Source organism: Sporosarcina sp., from assembly GCF_029257255.1.
Classification (GTDB): domain Bacteria; phylum Bacillota; class Bacilli; order Bacillales_A; family Planococcaceae; genus Sporosarcina.
Window position 1 is genome coordinate 1 of sequence record NZ_JARICI010000038.1, and the last position, 22963, is coordinate 22963.

At 42.9% G+C, this 22963-nt stretch carries 19 protein-coding genes; all 19 read right to left on the reverse strand.

All coding sequences use genetic code 11. The features are described 5' to 3' along the window. Window positions 1-314: 314 nt before the first annotated feature. The gene (locus Q1J64_RS08395; RefSeq protein WP_301108616.1) at window positions 315-581 is read right to left on the reverse strand and encodes a stage V sporulation protein S; all 267 of its coding nucleotides are present in this window, start codon (window positions 579-581) and stop codon (window positions 315-317) included. 92 nt (window positions 582-673) lie between these two features. Next, window positions 674-1471 carry a TIGR00282 family metallophosphoesterase gene (locus Q1J64_RS08400; protein ID WP_301108617.1) on the reverse strand — a complete coding sequence of 266 codons (798 nt, stop codon included), beginning with the start codon at window positions 1469-1471 and terminating at the stop codon, window positions 674-676. Window positions 1472-1539: 68 nt separating this feature from the next. Then, window positions 1540-3099, reverse strand: a complete 1560-nt coding sequence (gene rny / locus Q1J64_RS08405; RefSeq protein ID WP_301108618.1) for a ribonuclease Y — start codon at window positions 3097-3099, stop codon at window positions 1540-1542. Window positions 3100-3545: 446 nt separating this feature from the next. Continuing rightward, window positions 3546-4607, reverse strand: a complete 1062-nt coding sequence (recA, locus tag Q1J64_RS08410; protein ID WP_301108619.1) for a recombinase RecA — start codon at window positions 4605-4607, stop codon at window positions 3546-3548. A gap of 165 nt (window positions 4608-4772) precedes the next feature. After that, complete coding sequence (locus Q1J64_RS08415; protein WP_301108620.1) at window positions 4773-6029, reverse strand: competence/damage-inducible protein A; 1257 nt, start codon at window positions 6027-6029, stop codon at window positions 4773-4775. Between the two features lie 16 nt (window positions 6030-6045). Continuing rightward, the gene (gene pgsA, locus Q1J64_RS08420) at window positions 6046-6624 is read right to left on the reverse strand and encodes a CDP-diacylglycerol--glycerol-3-phosphate 3-phosphatidyltransferase (protein WP_301108621.1); all 579 of its coding nucleotides are present in this window, start codon (window positions 6622-6624) and stop codon (window positions 6046-6048) included. A 72-nt stretch (window positions 6625-6696) separates the two neighbouring features. Further along, the gene (locus Q1J64_RS08425) at window positions 6697-7581 is read right to left on the reverse strand and encodes a helix-turn-helix domain-containing protein (protein ID WP_301108622.1); all 885 of its coding nucleotides are present in this window, start codon (window positions 7579-7581) and stop codon (window positions 6697-6699) included. Between the two features lie 37 nt (window positions 7582-7618). Beyond that, on the reverse strand, window positions 7619-8413 hold the full coding sequence (locus tag Q1J64_RS08430; RefSeq protein WP_301108623.1) for a DUF3388 domain-containing protein: 795 nt from the start codon (window positions 8411-8413) through the stop codon (window positions 7619-7621). Between the two features lie 131 nt (window positions 8414-8544). Continuing rightward, window positions 8545-9279, reverse strand: coding sequence for an elongation factor P 5-aminopentanone reductase (gene ymfI / locus Q1J64_RS08435; protein WP_301108624.1), 735 nt, complete (start codon window positions 9277-9279; stop codon window positions 8545-8547). Next, entirely contained in the window at window positions 9276-10574 is a 1299-nt protein-coding gene (yfmH, locus tag Q1J64_RS08440; protein ID WP_301108625.1) for an EF-P 5-aminopentanol modification-associated protein YfmH, read from the reverse strand. The genes ymfI and yfmH overlap by 4 nt, the downstream gene beginning before the upstream one ends. Continuing rightward, on the reverse strand, window positions 10571-11845 hold the full coding sequence (gene yfmF / locus Q1J64_RS08445) for an EF-P 5-aminopentanol modification-associated protein YfmF (RefSeq protein WP_301108626.1): 1275 nt from the start codon (window positions 11843-11845) through the stop codon (window positions 10571-10573). The genes yfmH and yfmF overlap by 4 nt, the downstream gene beginning before the upstream one ends. Window positions 11846-12002: 157 nt before the next feature. Further along, window positions 12003-12956 carry an ABC transporter permease gene (locus tag Q1J64_RS08450; RefSeq protein ID WP_301108627.1) on the reverse strand — a complete coding sequence of 318 codons (954 nt, stop codon included), beginning with the start codon at window positions 12954-12956 and terminating at the stop codon, window positions 12003-12005. A 1-nt stretch (window position 12957) separates the two neighbouring features. Then, window positions 12958-14004 carry an ABC transporter permease gene (locus tag Q1J64_RS08455; RefSeq protein ID WP_301108628.1) on the reverse strand — a complete coding sequence of 349 codons (1047 nt, stop codon included), beginning with the start codon at window positions 14002-14004 and terminating at the stop codon, window positions 12958-12960. After that, a complete protein-coding gene (locus tag Q1J64_RS08460; RefSeq protein WP_301108670.1) occupies window positions 13994-15562 on the reverse strand; it encodes an ABC transporter ATP-binding protein in 1569 nt (522 codons plus the stop codon). Before Q1J64_RS08460 ends, Q1J64_RS08455 begins: the two co-directional genes overlap by 11 nt. Before the next feature lie 284 nt (window positions 15563-15846). Then, complete coding sequence (locus Q1J64_RS08465; protein ID WP_301108629.1) at window positions 15847-16935, reverse strand: BMP family lipoprotein; 1089 nt, start codon at window positions 16933-16935, stop codon at window positions 15847-15849. 54 nt (window positions 16936-16989) lie between these two features. Then, window positions 16990-17715: a GntR family transcriptional regulator gene (locus tag Q1J64_RS08470; protein ID WP_301108630.1), complete on the reverse strand. Its 726-nt coding sequence runs from the start codon at window positions 17713-17715 to the stop codon at window positions 16990-16992. A gap of 133 nt (window positions 17716-17848) precedes the next feature. Beyond that, window positions 17849-20188, reverse strand: a complete 2340-nt coding sequence (locus Q1J64_RS08475) for a DNA translocase FtsK (protein WP_301108631.1) — start codon at window positions 20186-20188, stop codon at window positions 17849-17851. Window positions 20189-20267: 79 nt separating this feature from the next. Continuing rightward, the gene (locus tag Q1J64_RS08480; protein WP_301108632.1) at window positions 20268-21935 is read right to left on the reverse strand and encodes a ribonuclease J; all 1668 of its coding nucleotides are present in this window, start codon (window positions 21933-21935) and stop codon (window positions 20268-20270) included. 121 nt (window positions 21936-22056) lie between these two features. Then, window positions 22057-22938, reverse strand: coding sequence for a 4-hydroxy-tetrahydrodipicolinate synthase (gene dapA, locus Q1J64_RS08485; protein ID WP_301108633.1), 882 nt, complete (start codon window positions 22936-22938; stop codon window positions 22057-22059). Window positions 22939-22963: the final 25 nt, after the last annotated feature.

The following is a 22963-nucleotide window of genomic DNA, read 5'->3' on the forward strand; positions in this document are numbered from 1 at the left end:
TGTGATGTTTGATTTCGATTTGTTTTCTGCTACGAGTCCAGCTTGCAAGCGCTGTTCTTCATTCATTGCAGTAGCCCCTTTCTATTACTTATCGGGAAATAAGCATACATGATGTTATTATACTGAACTTTTAACGTATATGACAGCAAAGGACTAAATTGTCGCTTGTTTGTCATCAAAAAAAGACCACAGATTGTTTTCTGTGGTTTAAAGAGGCATTGATTATATTTTATTATGCAAGGGGGGTTTGCGCTCCCGCCGGTACGCTTTCCGGAGGGTCATTACTGAATTCCCTTCATTATAAGAAGTATGACTCAGCGGGTTTTTTTCTCCACTAATAGTTTGAGAGCCGTCCGTCCTTCTCCATTGATTTCGATATCGGTGAAAGCAGGTGCGCAGATCAAGTCTCCGCCGCTTGGTGCAACAAAACCTCTTGCGATTGCTATTGCCTTGACTGCTTGATTTAATGCGCCAGCTCCGACTGCCTGGATTTCTGCATAGCCTTGTTCACGGATGACTGCAACCAATGCACCCGCAACTGAGTTTGGATTTGATCGGGAAGATACTTTCAAGGGACTCACGATATTTCCTCCTTATTTTGCAATGTCTATGGAAAGAGTGTATTCCATAAGCCATCCTATGAAAGATTAGGAGGAATTAGACGCTATTCCAATTAGTTTGTAAATGGATGATCTTCGTTTATTCGAATACGTTCGATATGCAGAGCCTTACCCGTCTTGTCATCCAGTTCCACAAACATACCGTTCAGCTGTGGCCGGCCCTTTTTAGGCACTTCAAAGCGTGTCGGCATATTCGTATAAAAACGGTACAGTACATCCTCTTTTTTCATTCCCAGAATTTCATCATAAGGCCCAGTCATGCCAGCATCCGTTAAATAAGCCGTACCCTCCGGTAAAATTCGCTCATCCGCGGTCTGTACATGCGTATGTGTGCCGACAACGACCGATGCATGACCGTCCAGGTGGAAGCCCATCGCAATTTTTTCACTTGTAGCTTCCGCATGAAAATCAACGAAGATTAACGGTGACAATTCTTTTGCTTCTTCAATCAATTCATCAGCCTTTGCAAAGGGATCGTCATGGGGTGGCAGGAATGTTCGGCCGTGCAAATTGATGACAGAGATCGTCACGCCATTTTTCGTAACCGACGTCATCCCTTTACCAGGCGCTTGTTCGGAAAAGTTTGCAGGGCGAATTAAATAATCGACATCATCAATAAAATCATAAATTTCTTTCTGATCCCATGTATGATTCCCCATTGTAACGACGTCCACGCCGGCATGAAGCAAATCTTGATAAATGGATTTTGTGATGCCCCGTCCTGAAGCAGCATTTTCACCATTGGCGATAATAACATCCGCCTGGTATTTTCTCTTCAGACGCGGTAAGTAATCCATCACCATATCACGCCCCATTGAACCAACAATATCTCCAATAAAAATTACTTTCATCTGTATAACCTCTTTCCAAAATGAAAACAGCTTCCTTTTGAACCGGAAGCTGTTAACTTAGTTATTTTTTATTTAGCATACTCTACTGCGCGGGTCTCCCGAATGACCGTCACTTTGATATGCCCTGGATAATTCAATTCTTCTTCAATCTGTTTACGGATATCTCTTGCCAGACGGTGTGCAGTAATATCATCAATCTGTTCCGGTCGGACAATAATTCGTACTTCACGTCCTGCCTGGATGGCAAATGATTTTTCTACACCCTCATAAGATTCAGAGATTTCTTCAAGCTTCTGCAGACGTTTAATATAGTTCTCAAGTGTCTCACTGCGTGCGCCCGGTCTTGCTGCAGATAAGGCATCTGCTGCTGCGACCAGCACTGCAATGACAGACGTTGCTTCTTCATCACCGTGGTGTGAAGCAATACTGTTAATGACAACCGGATGTTCTTTATATTTCACTGCAAGTTCTTTACCGATTTGAACGTGGCTTCCTTCTACCTCGTGATCAATGGCCTTACCAATATCATGAAGTAAACCTGCACGCCTTGCCAGTGTTACATCTTCACCAAGTTCAGCGGCGAGTAATCCAGTCAGATACGCTACTTCAATTGAGTGTTTCAAGACATTCTGGCCATAACTTGTACGGAAATGCAGACGTCCGAGAATCTTAATTAAATCCGGATGTAAGTTGTGAATGCCTATATCGAATGTAGTCTGTTCACCTTTTTCTCGGATCAATTCATCTACTTCTCTTCTAGACTTGTCCACCATTTCTTCAATACGAGCAGGATGAATTCGTCCGTCCTGTACGAGTTTTTCAAGTGCCAGTCTGGCAGTTTCTCTACGTACCGGATCAAATCCCGATAAAATGACCGCCTCTGGTGTATCATCGATAATTAGATCAATACCCGTCAATGTTTCCAGTGTCCGGATATTTCTTCCTTCACGGCCGATGATACGGCCTTTCATTTCATCGTTTGGCAAGTTCACGACAGAAACTGTAGTTTCCGCCACATGATCGGCTGCAAATCGCTGTAATGCAAGCGATAAAATCTCACGTGCTTTACGCTCAGATTCTTCTTTAGCACGCTGTTCCGATTCTTTCGTCATGACCGCAATGTCAGTCGACAGCTCTTCCTCTACATCTTCTAAGATAACACGTTTCGCTTCATCTCTTGTCAGAGAAGAGATTCGTTCGAGCTCCGTCTTCTGTGCGGTAACGAGTTCTTCCGCTTTGCGTTCCATCTGTTCAATATGCTGTTGTCTTTCCAGAAGCGCATCTTCTTTGCGTTCCAGACCTGCTTCTCTCTTATTGAGTGCATCATCCTTGCGATCAAGGTTTTCTTCCCGCTGTAAGAGTCGGTTTTCCTGCTTCTGCAGTTCCGCTCTTCTCTCACGGACTTCTGTTTCCGCTTCAATTCGCAGTTCGTGAGTTTCATCCTTCGCTTCTAACAGTGCCTCTTTTTTCACTGACTCCGCTTCACGCTTCGCCTCTTCAACGATTTGATTCGCTGTTTGCTTGGCACCAGTCACTTTTGAATCATTCACATTTTTCAATATAAAAAAGCTAACAACTGCACCGACGATGAGACTTAGCAAAACGGAGATGAGTATTTCTACACCCATTGAGGTCACCTCCTCCTGCTTATTCTTTTCTTTTCAGTCGGCTCGTATAATCAATTCCGCCCTGGTGTTATATTTCACATATTTACCGTAACAGCACGGTAATGTCCCTACTTATCTGTGAAAGCACCGAAGGCTCTAACTTAATCCAAAGGGCATGCCCGGTATACGGGTGGGTACCCTGTTGTTTCGGGACGGTTTGGCATTCATTCTGTTGCTCTGAAGTTGAGCAACGTGTTTGCTGAATTAAGTTAAAATCAACATACCGCCAAAAAAACAATTCATTGGTTTGATCAATGTAAGGCGTATAGAATACACCACTTTAATTGTATAGTTGTATTTTTAATGTGTCAAGGAATCACGAAGGAAAATAGGCGCTTAAATAGATTGTAAGCAAATGGGTAAATAAAAAGGCCGCCAATTTTCATTGACGGACCTGCTACAGCAATTTATTTTTCGTCTGGGATCAACAATAATTCTTCCAACTCGTCTTCTTCATCATGAGCTCCGATTACATAGTCGGTGTTATCCAATCCGTATGTTGCTCGGATTTTCCCAGCTATTTCTGCACGCATATCTGGATTTTCTTTAAGGAATATTTTCGCATTTTCTCGACCTTGCCCTAAACGCTCGCCTTCATATGAATACCAAGCACCGCTTTTTTGAACAACTTCTAATTCTGCACCCAGATCCAGAATTTCGCCTTCTTTTGAAATTCCCTCTCCATACATAATATCTACTTCTGCAGTTCTGAATGGAGGAGCAACTTTGTTTTTTACGACACGAATTCTTGTTTTATTACCCATTATGTCGTTACCTTGCTTGATCGCTTCTCCCCGTCGTACTTCTAGACGTACAGAAGCATAGAACTTCAGCGCACGGCCGCCTGGTGTTACTTCAGGGTTACCGAACATGACACCGACTTTTTCACGAATTTGGTTAATGAATACCGCAATCGTGTTGGACTTATTGATAGCACCCGATAGCTTACGCAGAGCTTGAGACATTAAACGAGCCTGCAGACCTACGTGCGCATCTCCCATTTCGCCTTCAATTTCAGCTTTTGGCACCAATGCCGCCACTGAGTCTACTACAATCATATCCACAGCGCCGCTTCGTACAAGTGCTTCAGCAATCTCTAATGCCTGTTCCCCTGTATCTGGCTGTGACAAAAGTAAATCATCTATATTTACACCTAAGTTCCTTGCATAAATAGGGTCAAGAGCATGCTCAGCATCGATAAATGCCGCAGTGCCACCATTGGCCTGAACTTCTGCAATCGCATGAAGAGCGACTGTTGTTTTACCCGAACTTTCCGGTCCATATACTTCGATCACACGTCCGCGTGGGTATCCGCCTATTCCAAGCGCAGAATCCAGTGCCAATGAACCCGAAGATGAAGTCGCGATTTGGAGATCTGTTTTCTCTCCAAGTTTCATCACTGAACCTTTACCAAATTGTTTTTCTATTTGTTTTAATGCCATATCTAAAGCCGCTTTACGATCGCTCAATTAAAATTCCTCCTCAAACTCTTTTTCTATTTCTATTATACCTTTTATTATTAAAATACACAACAAATAAACGAACGGGCATTCGATTATTTGAGTAAGAAAATTGAAAAATGCTATCGGATATGGGACTAATTTTAATTTTTACCAGCGAAATCAGTGTTAAAATTAATATTTCAGCTCTTTTTTCTCTTTCATCTTCTGAATCAGATAATGAAGTGCAAACTGCACAGATCTTTTGCGGTTGGAGTTGCGGGAGCCCGATAATTGAAGCTTAAAGGATACCGTCTCCATATCTTCACTTGCGATGCCGATCCATACTGTGCCCGGCGGCTGTCCGTCATGCGGCTCTGGACCGGCTGCACCTGTCAGTCCGACGCCGAAAGTCGTCGAAAATTTTTCCCGGGCACTTTCAGCCAGTGCTTCTGCACATTCTGAACTGACTATGCCGTGATAGTCAAGCAATGAAGGCAATATACCGAGCTGTTGAATTTTCATTTCTTTATTATAAACAACTATTCCACCTTTTAATGCGTTGCCGATACCCGGTTCAGAACCGAGCTCAGCCATGAACATCCCCGAAGTCAGACTTTCCGCGGCAGAAATTGTCCAATCGTTCTGCAGGAGCAATTCTGTGGTTTTAGATGCTAATGTATCGTCATCTGTCCCGTAAATATATTCTCCGACTATCGAACGGATTTCGTGCTCTACCGGAAGGATAAGTTTTTGTGCTTCTTCCTCTGATTTTGCTTTCGCTGTAATACGCAATTTCACCATTCCGGGTGATGCAAGTGGCGCAATCGTTGGATTGGTCTGCTTCTCAAGCAATGACTGAATACGCACTTCTAATTCAGATTCACCAATTCCCTGTAATTTTAGAACTTTAGACGAAATGATATCTTGCTTGCCATTCACGCCCATTAAATAAGGGATTGCTTCATTTTCAAACATCGGTTCCAGTTCATGAGGAGGCCCCGGCAATAAAATATATTGCTTGCCATCTTTTTCAAGCCCCATCCCCGGTGCCATGCCGTGACGATTCGGCAATACTATTGCGCCTTTAAGCACCAATGCCTGTTTCTTATTGTTTTCGGTCATTTCTTTTCCGACCTGTTTAAAATACTGCAAAATCGTATTCATTGCTTCGTCATCAGAAATCAATTCAGTGCCAAGTTCACGTGCGATGGTTTCCTTTGTTAAATCATCTTTAGTGGGTCCCAAACCGCCGCTAAAAATCAATATATCTGCACGTTGCTGAGCCAGACGTATTGAATCTGCCAGCCGTTCTGGATTGTCTCCTACCACGGTATGATAGTAGACATCAAACCCAACTTCCGCCAGTCTCCTTGAAATGAATTTGGCATTCGTATTCGTAATTTGACCTAATAAGAGTTCCGAACCAACTGCAATGATCTCTGCTTTCATAAATGAATCCCACTCCTCACATTGACTCGACTAGCACTTTGCGGTTCTTGACAAAATAGTCGACACCTGACCAGACAGTAAAGAATAATGCAATATACAGCATGATCGTACCGAATGGTATACCCATCGGTTCAAAGAATATATTGTGCAGCAACAGAAATGAGATGGCTAATAATTGCGTAACCGTTTTAATTTTCCCCAACTGGTTAGCTGCTACTACTTCTCCGCCGCCAGCCAAAATCAATCGCAGGCCAGTGACTGCAAACTCTCTGCTAATTATGACAATGACAATCCATGCGGGTGCAAAATCCATTTCCACGAGTAAAATAAAAGCTGCTGAAACCAACAGTTTATCGGCAAGCGGATCTAGAAATTTCCCCATGTTTGTCACTAAATTATTTTTTCTGGCCAAGTAACCATCTAGCCAATCTGTCGTGGAAGCTATGATAAAAATAATGGCTCCAACCAAATGCTCGATTGGCATTTCGACACCGCCAATTTGTATAATTCCCCAACCAAAATCGACAGCCATAAATAAAATAAAGAAAGGAATCATTAGGACTCTCGATAAGGTAATCTTGTTTGGTAAATTCATACTTATTCCACCTTTAACATAATAAGTTCTTTTGAATAACAAAATAGTCATCCCTTGAGATGACTATTTTTGCTATGGTTTTTGAATAATGATATTTTGAGTCAGGTGATCATTCTGATATTCTACCGGCTGGCCGTTGACAGTGATTTCCGTTGAATTAGTCCGTCCGACGCGGATACGCAGACTTGATGCATCTGCTGCATCTATTTCAACCGATTCACCTGTCGTCATAATTCTACCTCCCGGCTGTGGCATTCTTTCTGTGCCCGTTTGATCGGTAACAGAAATCCAAGAATCTCCTGAAGTTTTAATGACCAGTTTAAGCTGTTCTCCATCCGTTAATTTGAAAGTCGAAGTCTCGCCTGAAACCGACAGGAATTCCATCTGGCCGCTTGCTGTTTCTTCATCGGCCGGTTGTTCATCCGCTTCGTTCTCATCCGCAGGTTTGTCTGCTGGTTTGTCTTCGTCTTTTACGGGCTCTTCATCAGGTTTTTCCGAAGGTTGTTCAATTACTGCCGGAACATTTTGCCCAGAATCATCTTTCTCTAACGGCGCTTCTGCCGCTTTCTCCCGGAATAAAATATAGACAATGACAATAATCATGACAATAAACAATGCCACAATCACTTTTGGCATTACTTCTTTTAATCGGCTGTTGCTTTTCAAGCCTCCGCTGCGTTGAAGCGGTGGAGGTGTCACTGTCTCATGCTCAGGTTCCGGAACACTTCCGGACTCTTCTTTATAGAGTGTCAGCATCTCATCTGCATCCAAATCGACAGCTTCTGCATACTGTTTGATAAATGCACGGATATAAAACGCACCCGGCATCATACTATAATCTTCATTTTCAATGCCCGAAAGATAACGCTTCTGAATTTTTGTCATGCCCTGTAAATCATCCAGCGTATAGCCTTTCGCGACTCTCGCCTCTCTCAGACGAGCACCTAATCCGGTCAATTATAACACCTACCTAATCAATCAAAATAAATTTACGTTAGTTAAACATACCAAAGCCGCCCATAGAACTGCGATTGGACATCTGGTCATTTTTCTCCAAGATGTCATATGTAATTTCCTGATCTACATGTGTCCGCAATTCAATAATAATGTCAAAGTCATCTATCGTGTATTCGGACTGCTTCACAAACATATCTGGGTGCTCCACAACCTTAATGGTAGGAAGGCTCATCACCTCGCGGACTAATTGCATATGACGTTCGTCAGGTGATTTGCGTGTAACAATGCCATCAAGAATAAAGATATTATCGTTTGAGAATTCATCGCCCATCATACTGGTTCTCACCGTTTGCTTGATCATCGTAGAAGACAGGAACACCCATTTTTTATTGGCACACACGCTGGCAGCGACGACCGATTCAGTTTTACCGACACGCGGCATTCCACGAACACCAATCAGTTTATGGCCTTCCTGCTTGAATATCTCAGCCAAGAAATCGACAAGTATACCCAATTCGCTTCGAAGGAACTGAAATGTATTCCGCTCTTCAGCACCTCTCTGAATATAATGTCCGTGACGGACCGCCAGTACATCACGCAATTTTGGCTCACGGATTTTGTGAATGACAATTGTATCCATTGTAGACGCTATCAATTCGAAACGTTTAATCTGCTGATCATGATCAGTCTGTACAAGCATACCGCGATTTCTGCCGTCCACACCATTGATTGTCACAATATCCACTCTCAACATGCCGAGCAGGGATGCAATATCTCCAAGCAAGCCTGGCCGATTGACTTGAATCTCATATTCGACATACCATTCTCCCATTCGACACACTCCCTTTGACTTCATTTAACTAGGACGCATAATTCTGCACTTAGTTCTATGATAACGGATAGCCAGAGCGAATTAAAGAAAAAAAAGAAAAGGACTTCAATAACCGTCCTTTTCTCTTAGTATCACATATACCAACCGCCGTTAATCTGGACAATTTCTCCTGTCATATAGTCCGCTTTGCCACTCAGCATGAATTCGACCATATTCGCGATTTCTTGCGGTGTCCCGACAGAGAGCAACGGAATCTGTTCCATCACCATTTGTCGTTCCTCTGCAGAAAAGTCCTGATTCATCCGTGTATCAATCCAACCCGGTGCTATTGCATTAACCCGGATGCCTGAATACGCTGCTTCCTTGGCATACGCCTTCACAAAAGCGTGCTGTGCCCCCTTGACAGCAGAATACATAACTTCTCCAGCTGCTCCCGCACTCCCCCAGATAGATCCGATAAAGAGCACATAGGAAACCGGGTTTTTTCTAAGCTTCGCAGAAAGTAATGCAATCAGACGGGCAGGGTTTTGCATATGAACTCTCCACAGCTCTGTCATTTCACAGTCTGTCGTTTCTGACAGCAGCTTGACGAGGGCTTGACCATTGGCGATGACGATAGCCTGCACAGCCTGAATGTTTGCTACAAGTTCCTCTGCCGCCAATTCAGTTCGAAAATCCGCTTGAACAGTACGGAATTCTAAATGAGGGTAGTCCTCTATCAATTCGTTCAGCAGTGCAACGATCTGCTGTTCATTCGAATGGTAGTGAAGATAAAGAGACCATCCCGCTTCTGCAAGCTGACGGCAAACAACCTCTCCTATACCACCTGACGCTCCTAAAACAAGGCAAGACCTTAAAGGTTTCATTGCTCGCCTGCTGGGGGCATCACTTTAAAGATCGTGTAGTTCTGATCATCTGAAAAAGTTGAGAATGCCTGCTTCAATTTATCCATTGATAGTTTTTCTAATGTCGGCACTACGTCAAATAAATTCATTTCATTGAATTCATAACGTGTATATTGATTGGCAATAAACTCTATGGAGTTTAAAGAACGCATGAACTGTCCGATTTTCTTCCTACGCATGCGGTCCAAATCTTCTTTCGCAACCGGCCAGTTATCTTTTGCATCCTGAATCGTCTGTTTGATGAGTTTTTCCAAACGTTCCGGTTCGTCTGTATCGGAACCGACCATTGCGAATCCATAACCCTCTTCCATTGAAAATTCATAAGAGAACGATTCGTCGATTAATCCCTCGTCATTAGCTTTTTCATAGAAAGGAGACGTGCGTCCAAATAAACTGTCCAGCACTAAATTGGCAGATAGCTCCGTTTCAAGCATTTCTTGACCTTGCTGATCGACGGCGTTGCACTTCATTCCGATATTCAGTTTCGGTTTAGATACATCCATAGTCAATGTGCGTGCAGGGATGTCTGCGTGATTTGGCTCAGACGGAAACTTACGTTCAATCGGTTCAGGAACATGAAATGTTTTCATCGCCTGATCTTCTTTAACAAACGCCATCATCTCTTGCGGATCTACGGAGCCTACGATAAATAACAGCATATTTGACGGGTGATAAAACGTCTCATAGCATGTATATAAATGTTCAGCCGTAATATCCTGAATGGATTCTACTGTACCTGCAATATCAATCTTTACCGGATGGTTCTCGTAAAGATTTTCTATTGAACCAAAGTACAGACGCCAATCAGGCTGGTCATCGTACATCGTAATTTCCTGGGCAATAATCCCTTTTTCCTTATCTACTGTCTGCTTTGTAAAGTAAGGTTCTTGTACAAAATCCAATAAAACTTTGGTATTTTCTTTTACTTTATTCGTAGCAGAAAATAAATAAGCAGTTCTGCCGAATGTCGTGTAAGCATTTGCTGACGCACCGTTCAAGCTGAACTTTTGAAATACATCGCCGTCTTCTTTTTCGAACATTTTGTGCTCAAGGAAATGGGCAATGCCGTCTGGTACAGTGATAAATCCATCTTTGCCATGCGGTTTAAATGTTCGGTCGATTGAACCGTATTTAGTTGTGAACGTCACGAAAGTTTTTGAGTAGCCGCGTTTTGGCAGGATGACGACTTTCAAGCCATTATCCAATGTTTCTGTATAGATTTTTTCCTGTAATTCATCGAATACTACTTCTTTCATTGTTCTTCACCTTCCTTGCCGGATAACAGATAAACCACTTCTAAATGAACGGTATCTGCCATTTCTTTCACATCTTCTATTGTCACTGCCTGCCATTTGCTGATCAGTTCATCAGCAGTAAAGTTTTCATCCAGTTCTTTATACTGGTCGTAAATTTCGATCTGACTGCGCGCAGAATCATTCGCACTGCGAATACTGTTTTCCAGCAGCGCTACCGTTTGATTTAATTCTAATTCCGAAATATCGCCTTGCTGCATAGTTTCCAGTTGAGCTATTATCAGTTTCACAGCTTTTTCTTCAAGTTCAGCATCAATGCCTGCCGTCACATAGACAATGCCGTATTGAGAGGCAAACGCACTGTTTGCATAATACGCCATGCTTTCTTTTTCACGTACATTCATGAACAGCTTACTATGGGCAAAACCGCCAAAAATCCCGTTCATCACTTGCATTTTGTTATAATCAGGATGAAGGAATGTAACAGGCGTGCTGAATCCGAGGTGGAGCTTCCCTTGTTTCATATCTTGACGCTCTTTAACCGTTTTTACCGGTACTGCGGCATTTTCAGACTGGATTGCATCCTGTTTCTCTACCTTACGCGCATTGAACGGCAGGTACTCTTTGATCTGTGCAATAATCTCTTGCTCATCCACATCGCCTACGACATAAATATCGATTACATCTTTATGAATCATATCGTCATATGTCTTACGAAGAATTTCAGGAGTAATAGCAGCTACTGCTTCTTCAGTACCATAGGCAGAAATAGAAGCCGGCTGGTCTGGACGCATGATTTCGAGCATTCGCTTTTGAGCAAACCTCGTTTTATCATCGTAAATAGAACGAATTCGATCCCGTACATTGCGCTTTTCGCGATCAACTACCGCCTGTTCAAAAGCACCATCGGTTATTTTTGGTTCAAATATAGTTGATCTGATTAAACGCCACAGCTTTTTGAAGATATCTTCTCCTTTAAAAAACTCATCATTTACACATTCCGCATATAGAGCAACGATGTGCTGGGAGCTTCTTTTTGAAACGTCTGTGAACAAGACTGTCCCATAGAGCTCATCCAGCGCTTTGCGCATCTCACTCTGTGTCGGATAGCTACGGTTGGACTCTTCCAGGACGTTTGCCAATACGGTACGCTCTGAAGCAGCTTTTTCTTCCAATGAAGCTTTCCATTTAATCGTTACATTCACTGTTTTAAATTGTTCGGTTTTACGTATATACAAATTAACGCCATCTCGCAATTTTGTTTTATTGAACATATAAACACCTCTCGTTTACCTTATTATATGTATTCCTATCCTCACTATACATTTTCACTCTTCAAATGAAAAATGATACACATTGTCTAGACAGGCTGCTGCTAAAAACCGAGAAAAGCTATCTGAAGATAGTAGTTCTCCAGATAGCTTTTTTTACTTATCGATTTCCTTTAATGTATGGTTTACCAAGTGCTTTTGGTGCACTTGCTTTACCAAGGAATCCAGCCAGAGCTAGAATCGTTAGCACATAAGGGAATATGTGGAAGTATACGGCGGGAATGCCAGCTAATATTTTAATACTCGATGAACTGATCGCCAATGCCTGCGCGAAGCCAAAGAATAAGGCTGCTCCCATGGCACCCAGTGGATGCCATTTACCGAAGATCATGGCAGCCAGCGCCATAAATCCTTGACCGTTGATCGTAGCATGACCGAAATCATTAGTGATTGTCTGAGAATAGACAGCACCACCGATACCAGCAAGCCCACCCGAAATAATTACAGCAATATAACGGATCTTCGTAACTTTGATACCCATTGTATCTGCAGCCATCGGATGTTCTCCTACAGAACGCAGGCGCAAGCCGAATGGCGTCTTATAAATTACGAACCAAGCAATAATCGCCACAGCAATCGCAATGATGGATGAACCGTAGACCAGTTTAAAGAACATCGGTCCGATGACCGGGATATCCTGCAAATACGGCACGTTGAATCTTGGAATCTTCTGCTGAATGAAATCTGTCTGTCCTTTACCAAAAATCATTTTAACAGAAAACAGTGCAATTGCTAATCCGAGCATGTTGATTGCGACACCCGAAACGACCTGATCGGCCCGGAACGAAATAGAAGCGACCGCATGCAATGTAGCAAATAATGCTGAGACGAGCATGGCCACGATTAATGAGATCCAAGGTGTCCAGGCTCCAAATGTATCTGCAAAAAACAAATTGAAGAGAATTCCGATAAACGCACCCATCACCATTAGACCTTCTAATCCAATGTTAATGACACCGGAGCGTTCAGAAAACACACCACCAATTGCAGTGAATATTAGAGGCGCAGCAGAAGCAATGGTTATAGGTACTATGAAATATAACACGTCTAACATCTTACTTCGCCTCCTTATTTTTACGTAAACGTACTAGACCAATACGGATGATATATCCGCAGGCTACAAAGAAAATGACTAACGCAATGATGATTGAAACGATTTCGACTGGAATACCCGCGGCATTCGGCATATTGTTCGCACCATACTTCAGTGAGCCGAACAGTGTTGCACCGAAAATAACACCCAGTGGCGTGTTCGCACCGAGAAGTGCTACAGCAATTCCGTCAAATCCGATACCTGTAAATCCGCCCATAGAGGACATATTACCGAAAGTTCCAAGTGCTTCCATCGCACCGCCGAGACCGGCAAATGCACCGGAGATCACCATCGCAAGAACGATATTCTTATTAACACTCATCCCTGCATAGCGGGATGCATGATCATTAAAACCTACTGATTTTAATTCGAAACCAGTCTTGGTTTTTTCTAAAATGAACCACATGACAACTACCATTGCCAGCGCAACAAATATACCATAGTGCAGCGTAGAGAAGTCTGTCAAATTAGATAAGAAATCAGAGCGAAGTGAAGCTGATTGATGGATGCGCTCTAATTTAAACCCTCCACCCGAAAGTGTTTTGATGAGTGCATTGACTACGTGCAAGGCGATATAGTTCATCATGATCGTTACAATTACTTCGTGAACTTTCAATGTTGCCCGTAAAATACCGGGAATAAATCCCCAGAGTGCGCCTGCTGCAGCCGCTGCCAATAAAGCAAGCGGCAAGTGAATAATTTTAGGCAGTTCAAACGCCATTCCCACATAAGCTGCAGCGAACCAGCCGACAATTAGCTGACCCTCTACCCCGATGTTAAAAAGTCCTGTACGGAATGCAAAAGCTACGGCTAAACCAGCAAGTATGTATGGACTGATTTGTCGAATTGTTTCACCGATTGCATATGAATCCCCAAATATACCGTTCCACAGAGCAATATAGCCTGTTACCGGGCTATAGCCACTGACTAGCATCACGATGGCACCTACGATGAGACCTAAAATGATGGAGATCACGGGCACCAGTATATTAATCATTCTATTTGACATGATGTTCATCACCATCTTTCACAAGAGCTGCTTGTTCTTTCAAAGCCGAATCTTTTGAATGACCGGCCATCATCAAGCCAAGAGCCTGCTCTGTTGTTTCTTGAGGAATCACTGTTCCAACGATCGCACCGTCATAAATAACCGAAATACGATCAGAAACATTCATTACTTCATCCAGTTCAAACGTGATAAGAAGAACCGCTTTTCCGCTGTCACGTTGCTCGATCAGACGGCGGTGAATAAATTCAATGGCTCCAACGTCGAGTCCGCGTGTCGGCAATGCAGCAATCAATAAGTCCGGATTACGCGTAACTTCACGGCCGATAATTAATTTTTGCTGATTTCCTCCGGATAGCGCTCGTGCCGGTTCATGTACCCCTTGTGTTCTAACGTCAAACTCATGAATCAGCTTTTCAGCTTCTTCATTTATAATTTTATAATTCATAATACCGTTCTTAGAAAATGGTTCATGATAATAGGATTGAAGAGCTGCATTATAGCCTACTGAAAAATCAAGGATTAGTCCATGCTTATGTCGGTCTTGCGGGATATGTCCAAGCCCGGCTTCTGTAATCTTTCTAGGCTTTTTATTTGCAACATCTTCCCCGTTAAGCAAGATTTTCCCACTTTTCACTTTAGCAAGACCTGTAATGGATTCAATCAATTCGGATTGGCCATTTCCGTCAATACCTGCAATACCGACTATTTCTCCACGGCGTACGGATAGATTTAGGCCCTTTAGTTTTGCCACTCCCCGATAATCGTTAACATACAGGTCCTCAATTTTCAATATTTCTTCAGTCGGATGAGAAGGGCCTTTTTCAGTTTTGAAAGTAACCTGACGCCCTACCATTAGTGTCGCAAGCTCTTCTGGGTTAGTTTCAGCTGTGATAACTGTGCCGATTCCTTTGCCTTTTCGGATGACTGTACATTTATTTGAGACATTCATGATTTCTTGCAACTTGTGTGTAATCAGAATAATAGATTTTCCTTCAGCCACCAGCTTCCGCATGATGTTCAGAAGTTCTTCAATTTCCTGAGGTGTTAGTGAAGCTGTCGGTTCGTCGAATATTAATATATCTGCTCCGCGATAAAGTGTTTTTAAGATTTCAACACGCTGTTGCATACCGACCGAGATATCTTCGATTTTTGCGTAAGGATCTACATCCAGTCCGTATGTCTTAGAGATTTCCGCTACTTTTTTAGCAGAGTCTTTAATGTTGATGACACCAGATTTAGTCGGTTCGCTTCCTAAAATAATATTCTCAGTGACCGTTAAATTTTCTACCAGCATAAAGTGCTGGTGAACCATGCCGATTCCTAAATCATTGGCTACGTTCGGATCGGTGATCGACACTTTTTCGCCCCGTACGCGGATTTCTCCACCATCCGGCTGGTACAAACCAAACAAGACGTTCATCAAAGTAGATTTTCCTGCACCATTTTCTCCTAACAGCGCATGAATTTCTCCTTTTTCCAACTGCAAGGTAATGTGGTCATTTGCATAGAACGTTCCAAACTTTTTCGAGACATCCAGCATTTCAATTACATAATCCAATTCAATCACTTCCTTGCCCGTAATAGAGTTCATCAGAAGACAGCTGCACGACTTCTGTTAAAAGCTGTAAGCGTTATCACTGTCTTTATACTTATCAAATAATAATTGCTGTATGACTTGTCTTATTAATTTTACATACGCCGCTGATGAAAGAGAGAACATCTGCAGAATACAGATAAAATTAATAAAATAAAAGCTCCAGAACGCTCGCAAGGAACCTTTAGTTTATAAATTTTAATGAAATAAAGGCCGGACAAAAACCGGCCTTTATCTTACTTCATAAATTACTTTTTCTTTTCAACGAATTCAGGTACTTCGACTTCGCCATCCGCAATTTTCTGTGCAAACTCATCAATTTGATCTAGCACATCTTGTGGAATTGCGCCGCGTGAATCAGCAAGTGATACACCGTTGTCTTGAAGGCCGTAAACTTTAGTTTCGCCTCCTGGGAAGTTACCCTCCATTGCCAATTTAGCAATGTCTTTAACCGCTACGTCAACACGCTTAAGCATAGAAGTTAATGTGATGTTATCATCGCCGACTTTACCTTCTTCGTACTGATCAGAGTCAACTCCAATTACCCAAACATATGCATCTTTGTCTGCTTGTTTACGTTCTTTGGCTTCAGAGAAAACACCGTTACCTGTACCGCCTGCTGCGTGGAAAATGATATCTACGCCTGAAGAGTACATACGATTTGCTTCTGCTTTACCAAGTTCTGCTTTATCGAACGCGCCTGTATACTTAGCGTCTACTTTAATTTCAGGCTTGACTGCTTTAACGCCTTCAAGGAATCCAGCTTCAAAACGCTCGATAACTGGAATATCCATACCGCCGATGAAACCGATCTTATCAGACTTCGTCATTAAAGCTGCTGCAACACCCGCAAGGAATCCACCTTCTTGCTCTTTAAATAGGACACTCGTTACGTTTGGTGCATCTACTACTCCATCGATGATCGCAAATTCAGTGTCTTTCTGCTGTGCTGCAATATCAGCAATTGCATCTTCCATCAAGAAACCTACACCGAAAATCAAGTTGAAATCACGACGAGCTAAGTTGTTCAAGTTCGTTGTATAGTCAGCCGGGTCTGTAGACTGCAGATAGTCATATCCGCCTTCACCCTTTTCCCAACTTTGTTCTTCCCCGAATTCCTTAACGCCTGTCCATGCCGATTGGTTAAATGATTTATCATCAATTCCCCCAACGTCAGTTACCATGGCAATTGAGAATTCACTCTTTTCGCCTTCATTACCCGTTGCCGGTTTATCAGCCGGCTCTTTTTCGTTTGCTTTGTCAGATCCGCACGCAGCCAGCATTGTACCTGCAGCTAAAACGACAGACATAGCCAAACCAAATTTTCTTTTCTTCATTACAAAAGACCTCCCCTTTGTTTATATTGGTATGAAATCAGGACGTAAAACGTCTTATACCCGTTTCCGGACTACATGGAACTTAAACTTATCTGAACGGAAAAAGTTCTCAGAATACAAAACCATTTTTCCTTCTTCGCTGAAATGTTCTTGTGATAAAAGTAATAATGAATGAGCAGCTTCGCATGACAAAGCGTCAAATGCTTCCGGATGATGACTGATCGGCTCTATTTCGGCAACCGCCTGTCCGATCTTAATTACACCAGACTTCTCGATTGTATCAAATAAAGACATATCGGTCAGGCTTTCTAACCCGTCTGGCAGACATTCAGGCAACACGATGTCTACACAGTATACAACCGGTACCCCGTCTGCTGTACGGATCCGCTTGATTTGAAACAGCTGTTTATCCGCTGAATGAAATCGCCCTGCAAACTCGCTGGTCATTGGAATGACCGACATTTCCTGCAGAATAGTGCCAGGCTCCATATTCGCATTACGAATCATTGTAGTTAGACTGGAAAGCTGTTCAATCCCTGACAGAACCATCGGCTGTGAAGCGACAAATGTACCGACACCATGCTTTTTATAAATCACTTTCTCTTCTTCAAGCACTCGCAAAGCCTCACGAAGTGTCGCACGGCTGACGCCAAGCATTTCAGACAGCTTCGCCTCGGATGGAAGACGTTCATGACGTTGAAACAGCCCCGATTGGATATCTTGCTTTAACCGTTCGATGACCTGAATATACAAATGCCGTGGATCTTTCTTCACGAACATTTAGTCACCTCCCAAGACGTCAGACATCTGATTACTATCTGATTCCACTATATCATCTTCTTTAGAAGAAGGAAATATCTAGTTGGACTTACAACTGAAATTGTATATTTCAGTCGATTTAACTAACTATTAACTATTGGTCTAATTCAGACTTACTCAGCATTACTTGCCTTGGTTTGCTGCCTTCAGGCGGCCCGACTACGCCGTGTGCTTCCATTTGATCTACAATACGAGCTGCTCTTGCATAGCCCACTCGGAAGCGACGTTGGATCATCGAAACAGATGCAGTTTGCATTTCCACAACCATCCGAACTGCTTCATCGTATAAATCATCGGTCTCTTCATGAGGCTGCAGCACTTCCACCTCAGTCGGTATCATTTCTTCTTGATACTGTGCTTTCTGCTGATCAATAATGAAATCTACAACTGCTTCCACTTCTTCATCTGAGACAAACGCCCCCTGTATCCTGGTTGGTTTCGATGCACCTGCTGGAAGAAACAGCATATCGCCCCTACCAAGAAGTTTCTCGGCACCCCCGCCATCCAAAATAGTCCGTGAATCGATTGCAGATGAAACGGCAAACGCTATTCGCGAAGGAATATTTGCTTTAATTATTCCTGTGATGACATCAACACTTGGCCGCTGGGTCGCAATGATCAAATGGATCCCCGCGGCTCTGGCCATCTGAGCTAAGCGTGTGATCGAATCTTCCACTTCATTCGAAGCGACCATCATCAAATCCGCCAACTCATCGACAATGACGACGATATAAGGCATCCGCGGATGTTTTTCATCATGGTCTTCATTCCACTGCTCAATATGGTTATTATAGCCTTCAATATTTCGAGTTCCTGTATGGGAAAACAATTCATATCTTCTTTCCATTTCCGACACAACACGCTGAAGTGCCTGTGCCGCTTTCCTCGGATCTGTCACAACAGGAGCCAATAAATGCGGAATGCCGTTAAAGACATTGAGTTCGACCATTTTGGGGTCAATCATCATCATTTTCACTTCATGTGGTTTCGCCCGCATGATAATACTCATAATAATTCCGTTGACGCAGACACTCTTACCGCTTCCCGTTGCACCGGCAATCAGAACGTGCGGCATCTTGTTGAGTTCCGTCATCATTGCCTGACCGGTGACGTCACGGCCTAGTCCGACGAGCAGTTTAGATTGTGCACGGTTATTCTCTTTTGATTCGAGAACTTCCCGTAGACTAACCATCGCAACCGCATTATTTGGCACTTCAATTCCGACTGCCGATTTACCGGGTATCGGCGCTTCAATACGAATCCCGTTAGCTGCTAACGCCAGTGCAATATCGTCCGATAAGCTGACGATCCTGCTCACTTTAACGCCCGAGTCCGGTAGTATCTCGTATTTCGTCACGGCCGGCCCTAAGTGGACTTGTGTCACACGGGCTTTTACACCGAAACTAAGGAAAGTCTTCTCGAGCTTTTTAGCATTTGTCTGAATTAAATCGTATTCTCCTGATTGATCACTGGCGACGGGAGGTTCCAGCAAACTGGTAGACGGTAGAATATAGGATTCATTCTCCTGCTCCCCTCCCATTACTGGATACTCGGGTGAGCCTTCAGCAGATGAATCTTCCTGTTCCACTTGTTTTTCAGGTGGCTCTTTCGATCTCTCCGATTCAGTAACAGTCTCGATTTTAGACGTGAAGCTCGAAATAATTGGTTCTGCAGCCGGCTCTATTTCGTCCGCAACTTCTACTGCAATCGGTTCAGCAACTGTTTTTCGCTGTTTTTTTCGATTGCTGCGCGACAGTTCTTTCCTGTTTTCTTCCGGCGATTTAACTGGTTTTTTCTCTCTTGCCGCTCTTTTCGTCTTCATGCGCTCCATAAATAATGGCGTTTGTTCCACCAAATAAGGAATTAGTGCTTTTCCTGTCAATAAAATAATTCCGATCAGCAACAGTAACACACCCGCCACTGTTGCGCCGGCTGAATCGACTAATGAATGGAACATAGCAAAAAGCACTGCACCGATCATACCGCCGCCAAGTGTTCCGTCTTGATTAAAAATCCCGCCGCCCGTCACCAATACTTTCCACGTCTCTTTCAGCGCGGAGTTGGACATTAGTACTTTACTTTCATAGAGTGTCTGGAACAAATGGATGTGACTGAATAACAGCATACTACTTAGGATGAACAAGCAGCCCAGCACGATGCGGTGTTTATAACCTCCAATTTGTCGCTTAATCATAAACACGAGCGCCTGCACAATAATCAGGAAAGGTAAAGCGGCATGCCAGTTGCCTAATAGAAAGCGGGAGAACGCAGCAAGTCCTCTGCCGATCACGCCATATTCAAAGATCATGATAATCGACAGTCCAATTAAGACAACACCCAGTATTTCGAACCAGAGCGACTGAATCTGCTCTTGCTTTTTCTGCTGCTGTTTTTTCTTGGCCGGCGTTTTTTTCTTAGCTTTCTTTTTCGCCATCTGCTTTCCCCCTTTCTGAAAAAAAGATTTCCAGCCTATGAGGCATGGAAATCCTGTTGTTGTTTCATTTCGCAATCAATCAGTATTCCATAATGATCGGGATGATCATTGGACGTCTTTTTGTTTGCTGATATAAGTAAGAACTCAATGTCTCACGGATCTCTTGTTTAATGTTTGTCCATTCAAACGTTTCTTTATTCACATACTTCTCAACGATTTTACGTATCAGCTTCGTCGCTTCCTCAAAGAGCTCTTCAGAATCGCGTACATAGACGAACCCTCTTGATACTACTTCGGGTCCAGCCGCAATTCGTTTTTGTTTTCTGTTCAAGGTAACAACAACTGTGAAGATCCCGTCTTGAGATAATAGCTTGCGGTCACGAAGGACAATATTTCCGACATCTCCGACACCAATCCCGTCAATCAGGACGTTACCGGCCTGCACTCTGCCGCTCATGCGCAGCTTATCGTTTTTAAATTCTACAATATCGCCTTTATCCGCAATGAAGATTTGATTCTTGGACAATCCGACTTCCTGCGCTAGCTTAGAGTGCGCAATCAGCATACGGTATTCCCCTTGAATCGGAATAAAGTATTTGGGACGCATAAGATTCAGCATCATTTTCAAGTCTTCTTGTGATCCGTGACCTGAAACGTGTACATTTCTAGTAGATGTTAAAACTTTTGCGCCTGCTTTCGCCAGTTCATTCATCATCTGGAACATGGAGATTTCCATGACAGGTGACGGTGTGAATGTGATCAGCACAGTATCTGTTTGTTTAATATTAATTTCTTTATGGTGTTTACGGACGATTTTTTCAAGCGCTTCAAGCGGTTCACCCTGATTACCCGTTACGATAATAACAATATCCTGGTCGTCGTATTTATCCATATCTTTCACTGGAATCACGATATCATCTTCTACTTGCAGGTAGCCTAAGCGCAAGCCAACTTCAAAATAGCTCTCTAAACTTTTCCCGATGACGATTACTTTTTTCTTTTTCTCAGCTGCCTGGTCCAGAACTTGCTGAATCCGAATAAAATTAGATGCATAGAGCGCGACTAAAATCCGGCCCTGTGCTTCATGGAATGTTTTAGACAGGCGTTTTACAATTACTGACTCAGATGTTGTATAGCCCGGACGTTCAGCTTCTGTAGAATCAGACATCAAAATGAAGACGCCTTCTTCTCCAAGTGTCGCCATTTTCGCGATATCCGGACGATACTTACCTTTTGCCGCCTGGTCAAACTTGAACTCGCCTGTATTGACGATTGCTCCTTCACTCGTGTGAAAGACGATTCCAAGTGAATCTGGAATACTATGTGTCGTGTAGAAGAACGTCACATGCGTGCGCTTGAAATTCATGCGGCTTTTATTTGTCACTTCAAAGAAACGTACGTTTGATGGAGCCGGCATTTTCTTCAAATGTTCTTTAGCAAGCGCCAATGTCAATTTTGTGCCATATACAGGTGCTTGTACTTTTTGCAGCAAATAAGCAATCGAACCAATCGCATCTTCATGGCCGTGCGTTAAGAAGATTCCTTTAATCCGGTCTTTGTTTTCCTCCAGATATGTCATATCCGGTATAACGATATCAATCCCCAACATTTCCGTTTCGGGGAACATTAAACCAGAGTCCATAATAAACAGTTCGTCATCGATTTCAACGACGTACATGGACTTCCCGATTTCTCCTACCCCGCCTAAAGGGATTACTCTAATTATTTCATTTTGAATTTTGGTCACATTGTTTCCTCCTATTATCTTTTCCCGTTCACAACGACTAGAATCCATTATACGAGATAGTGGGCTCACAGTACAAACAAAAAAAGCCGGATTCTTCGTCCGGCTTTACTTTATTTCGAAATTAGTTAGTTTTTTTGAAGTTTTCTAATGCTAAATCAATAAGTTCGGTCTGCCTAGCATCCATTTCCACCAGCGGTAAACGTACACTGCCGACTGATACACCGGCTTTTTCAAGAGCATATTTCACCGGCACTGGATTTGGAGCAGAGAACAAAGCGCTAAAGACTGGTAAAAGTGTTCGATGAAGTTTCGCCGCTTCTTTCACGCGGCCATGTTGGAAGGCTTGAACCATTTGCTGCATTTCGTTTCCGACAACGTGAGCAGAAACCGAGATAATTCCTCTGCCTCCAATCGCCAGAAGCGGCAGTGTTAGACTATCATCTCCACTGTACACTTCAAAGTCATCTGTCGTGTTTTCAATAATGAAAGCCATTTGTTCTAAATTTCCACTTGCTTCTTTAACCGCTTTAATATTATCAATTTTTGAGAGTTCGATGATGGTTTCAGGCAGCAGATTGACAACCGATCTGCTTGGAATGTTATAAAGCAGCACAGGTAGCTTAGTTTCATTTGCGATGGCAGCAAAATGCGCGTACATCCCCTTTTGATCAGGACGGTTATAGTATGGAGTCACGAGCATGATACCATCTGCCCCTGCTAATTCAGCAGCTTTTGTCAAAACAATTGATTCTGCCGTACTGTTTGTACCCGTTCCGGCAATTACAGGAATTCGCTTATTTACTGTCTTCACTACAAAATCGAGTAATTCCTTTTTTTCCGCTTCTGTAACAGTTGGTGATTCACCTGTTGTTCCGCTGACAATAACAGAATCTGTTCCATTTGCGATTAAATGTTCCAACAGACCTACTACTTTTTCGAAATCAATTTTGCCGTCCGGAGAAAAAGGGGTGACCATTGCCGTTCCTATATTACCCAGTTCCACATTGATCAACTCTTTTCTAATAATA

Coding starts and splice junctions, on each gene's coding strand:
- yfmH (WP_301108625.1), bottom strand. CDS start 10,574: ATGAAAGAAGTAGTATTCGATGAATTACAGGAAAAAATCTATACAGAA.
- Q1J64_RS08415 (WP_301108620.1), bottom strand. CDS start 6,029: ATGAAAGCAGAGATCATTGCAGTTGGTTCGGAACTCTTATTAGGTCAA.
- Q1J64_RS08465 (WP_301108629.1), bottom strand. CDS start 16,935: ATGAAGAAAAGAAAATTTGGTTTGGCTATGTCTGTCGTTTTAGCTGCA.
- pgsA (WP_301108621.1), bottom strand. CDS start 6,624: ATGAATTTACCAAACAAGATTACCTTATCGAGAGTCCTAATGATTCCT.
- rny (WP_301108618.1), bottom strand. CDS start 3,099: ATGGGTGTAGAAATACTCATCTCCGTTTTGCTAAGTCTCATCGTCGGT.
- ymfI (WP_301108624.1), bottom strand. CDS start 9,279: ATGAAACCTTTAAGGTCTTGCCTTGTTTTAGGAGCGTCAGGTGGTATA.
- Q1J64_RS08400 (WP_301108617.1), bottom strand. CDS start 1,471: ATGAAAGTAATTTTTATTGGAGATATTGTTGGTTCAATGGGGCGTGAT.
- Q1J64_RS08475 (WP_301108631.1), bottom strand. CDS start 20,188: ATGGCGAAAAAGAAAGCTAAGAAAAAAACGCCGGCCAAGAAAAAACAG.
- yfmF (WP_301108626.1), bottom strand. CDS start 11,845: ATGTTCAATAAAACAAAATTGCGAGATGGCGTTAATTTGTATATACGT.
- Q1J64_RS08455 (WP_301108628.1), bottom strand. CDS start 14,004: ATGTCAAATAGAATGATTAATATACTGGTGCCCGTGATCTCCATCATT.
- Q1J64_RS08450 (WP_301108627.1), bottom strand. CDS start 12,956: ATGTTAGACGTGTTATATTTCATAGTACCTATAACCATTGCTTCTGCT.
- Q1J64_RS08470 (WP_301108630.1), bottom strand. CDS start 17,715: ATGTTCGTGAAGAAAGATCCACGGCATTTGTATATTCAGGTCATCGAA.
- Q1J64_RS08430 (WP_301108623.1), bottom strand. CDS start 8,413: ATGGGAGAATGGTATGTCGAATATGAGATTCAAGTCAATCGGCCAGGC.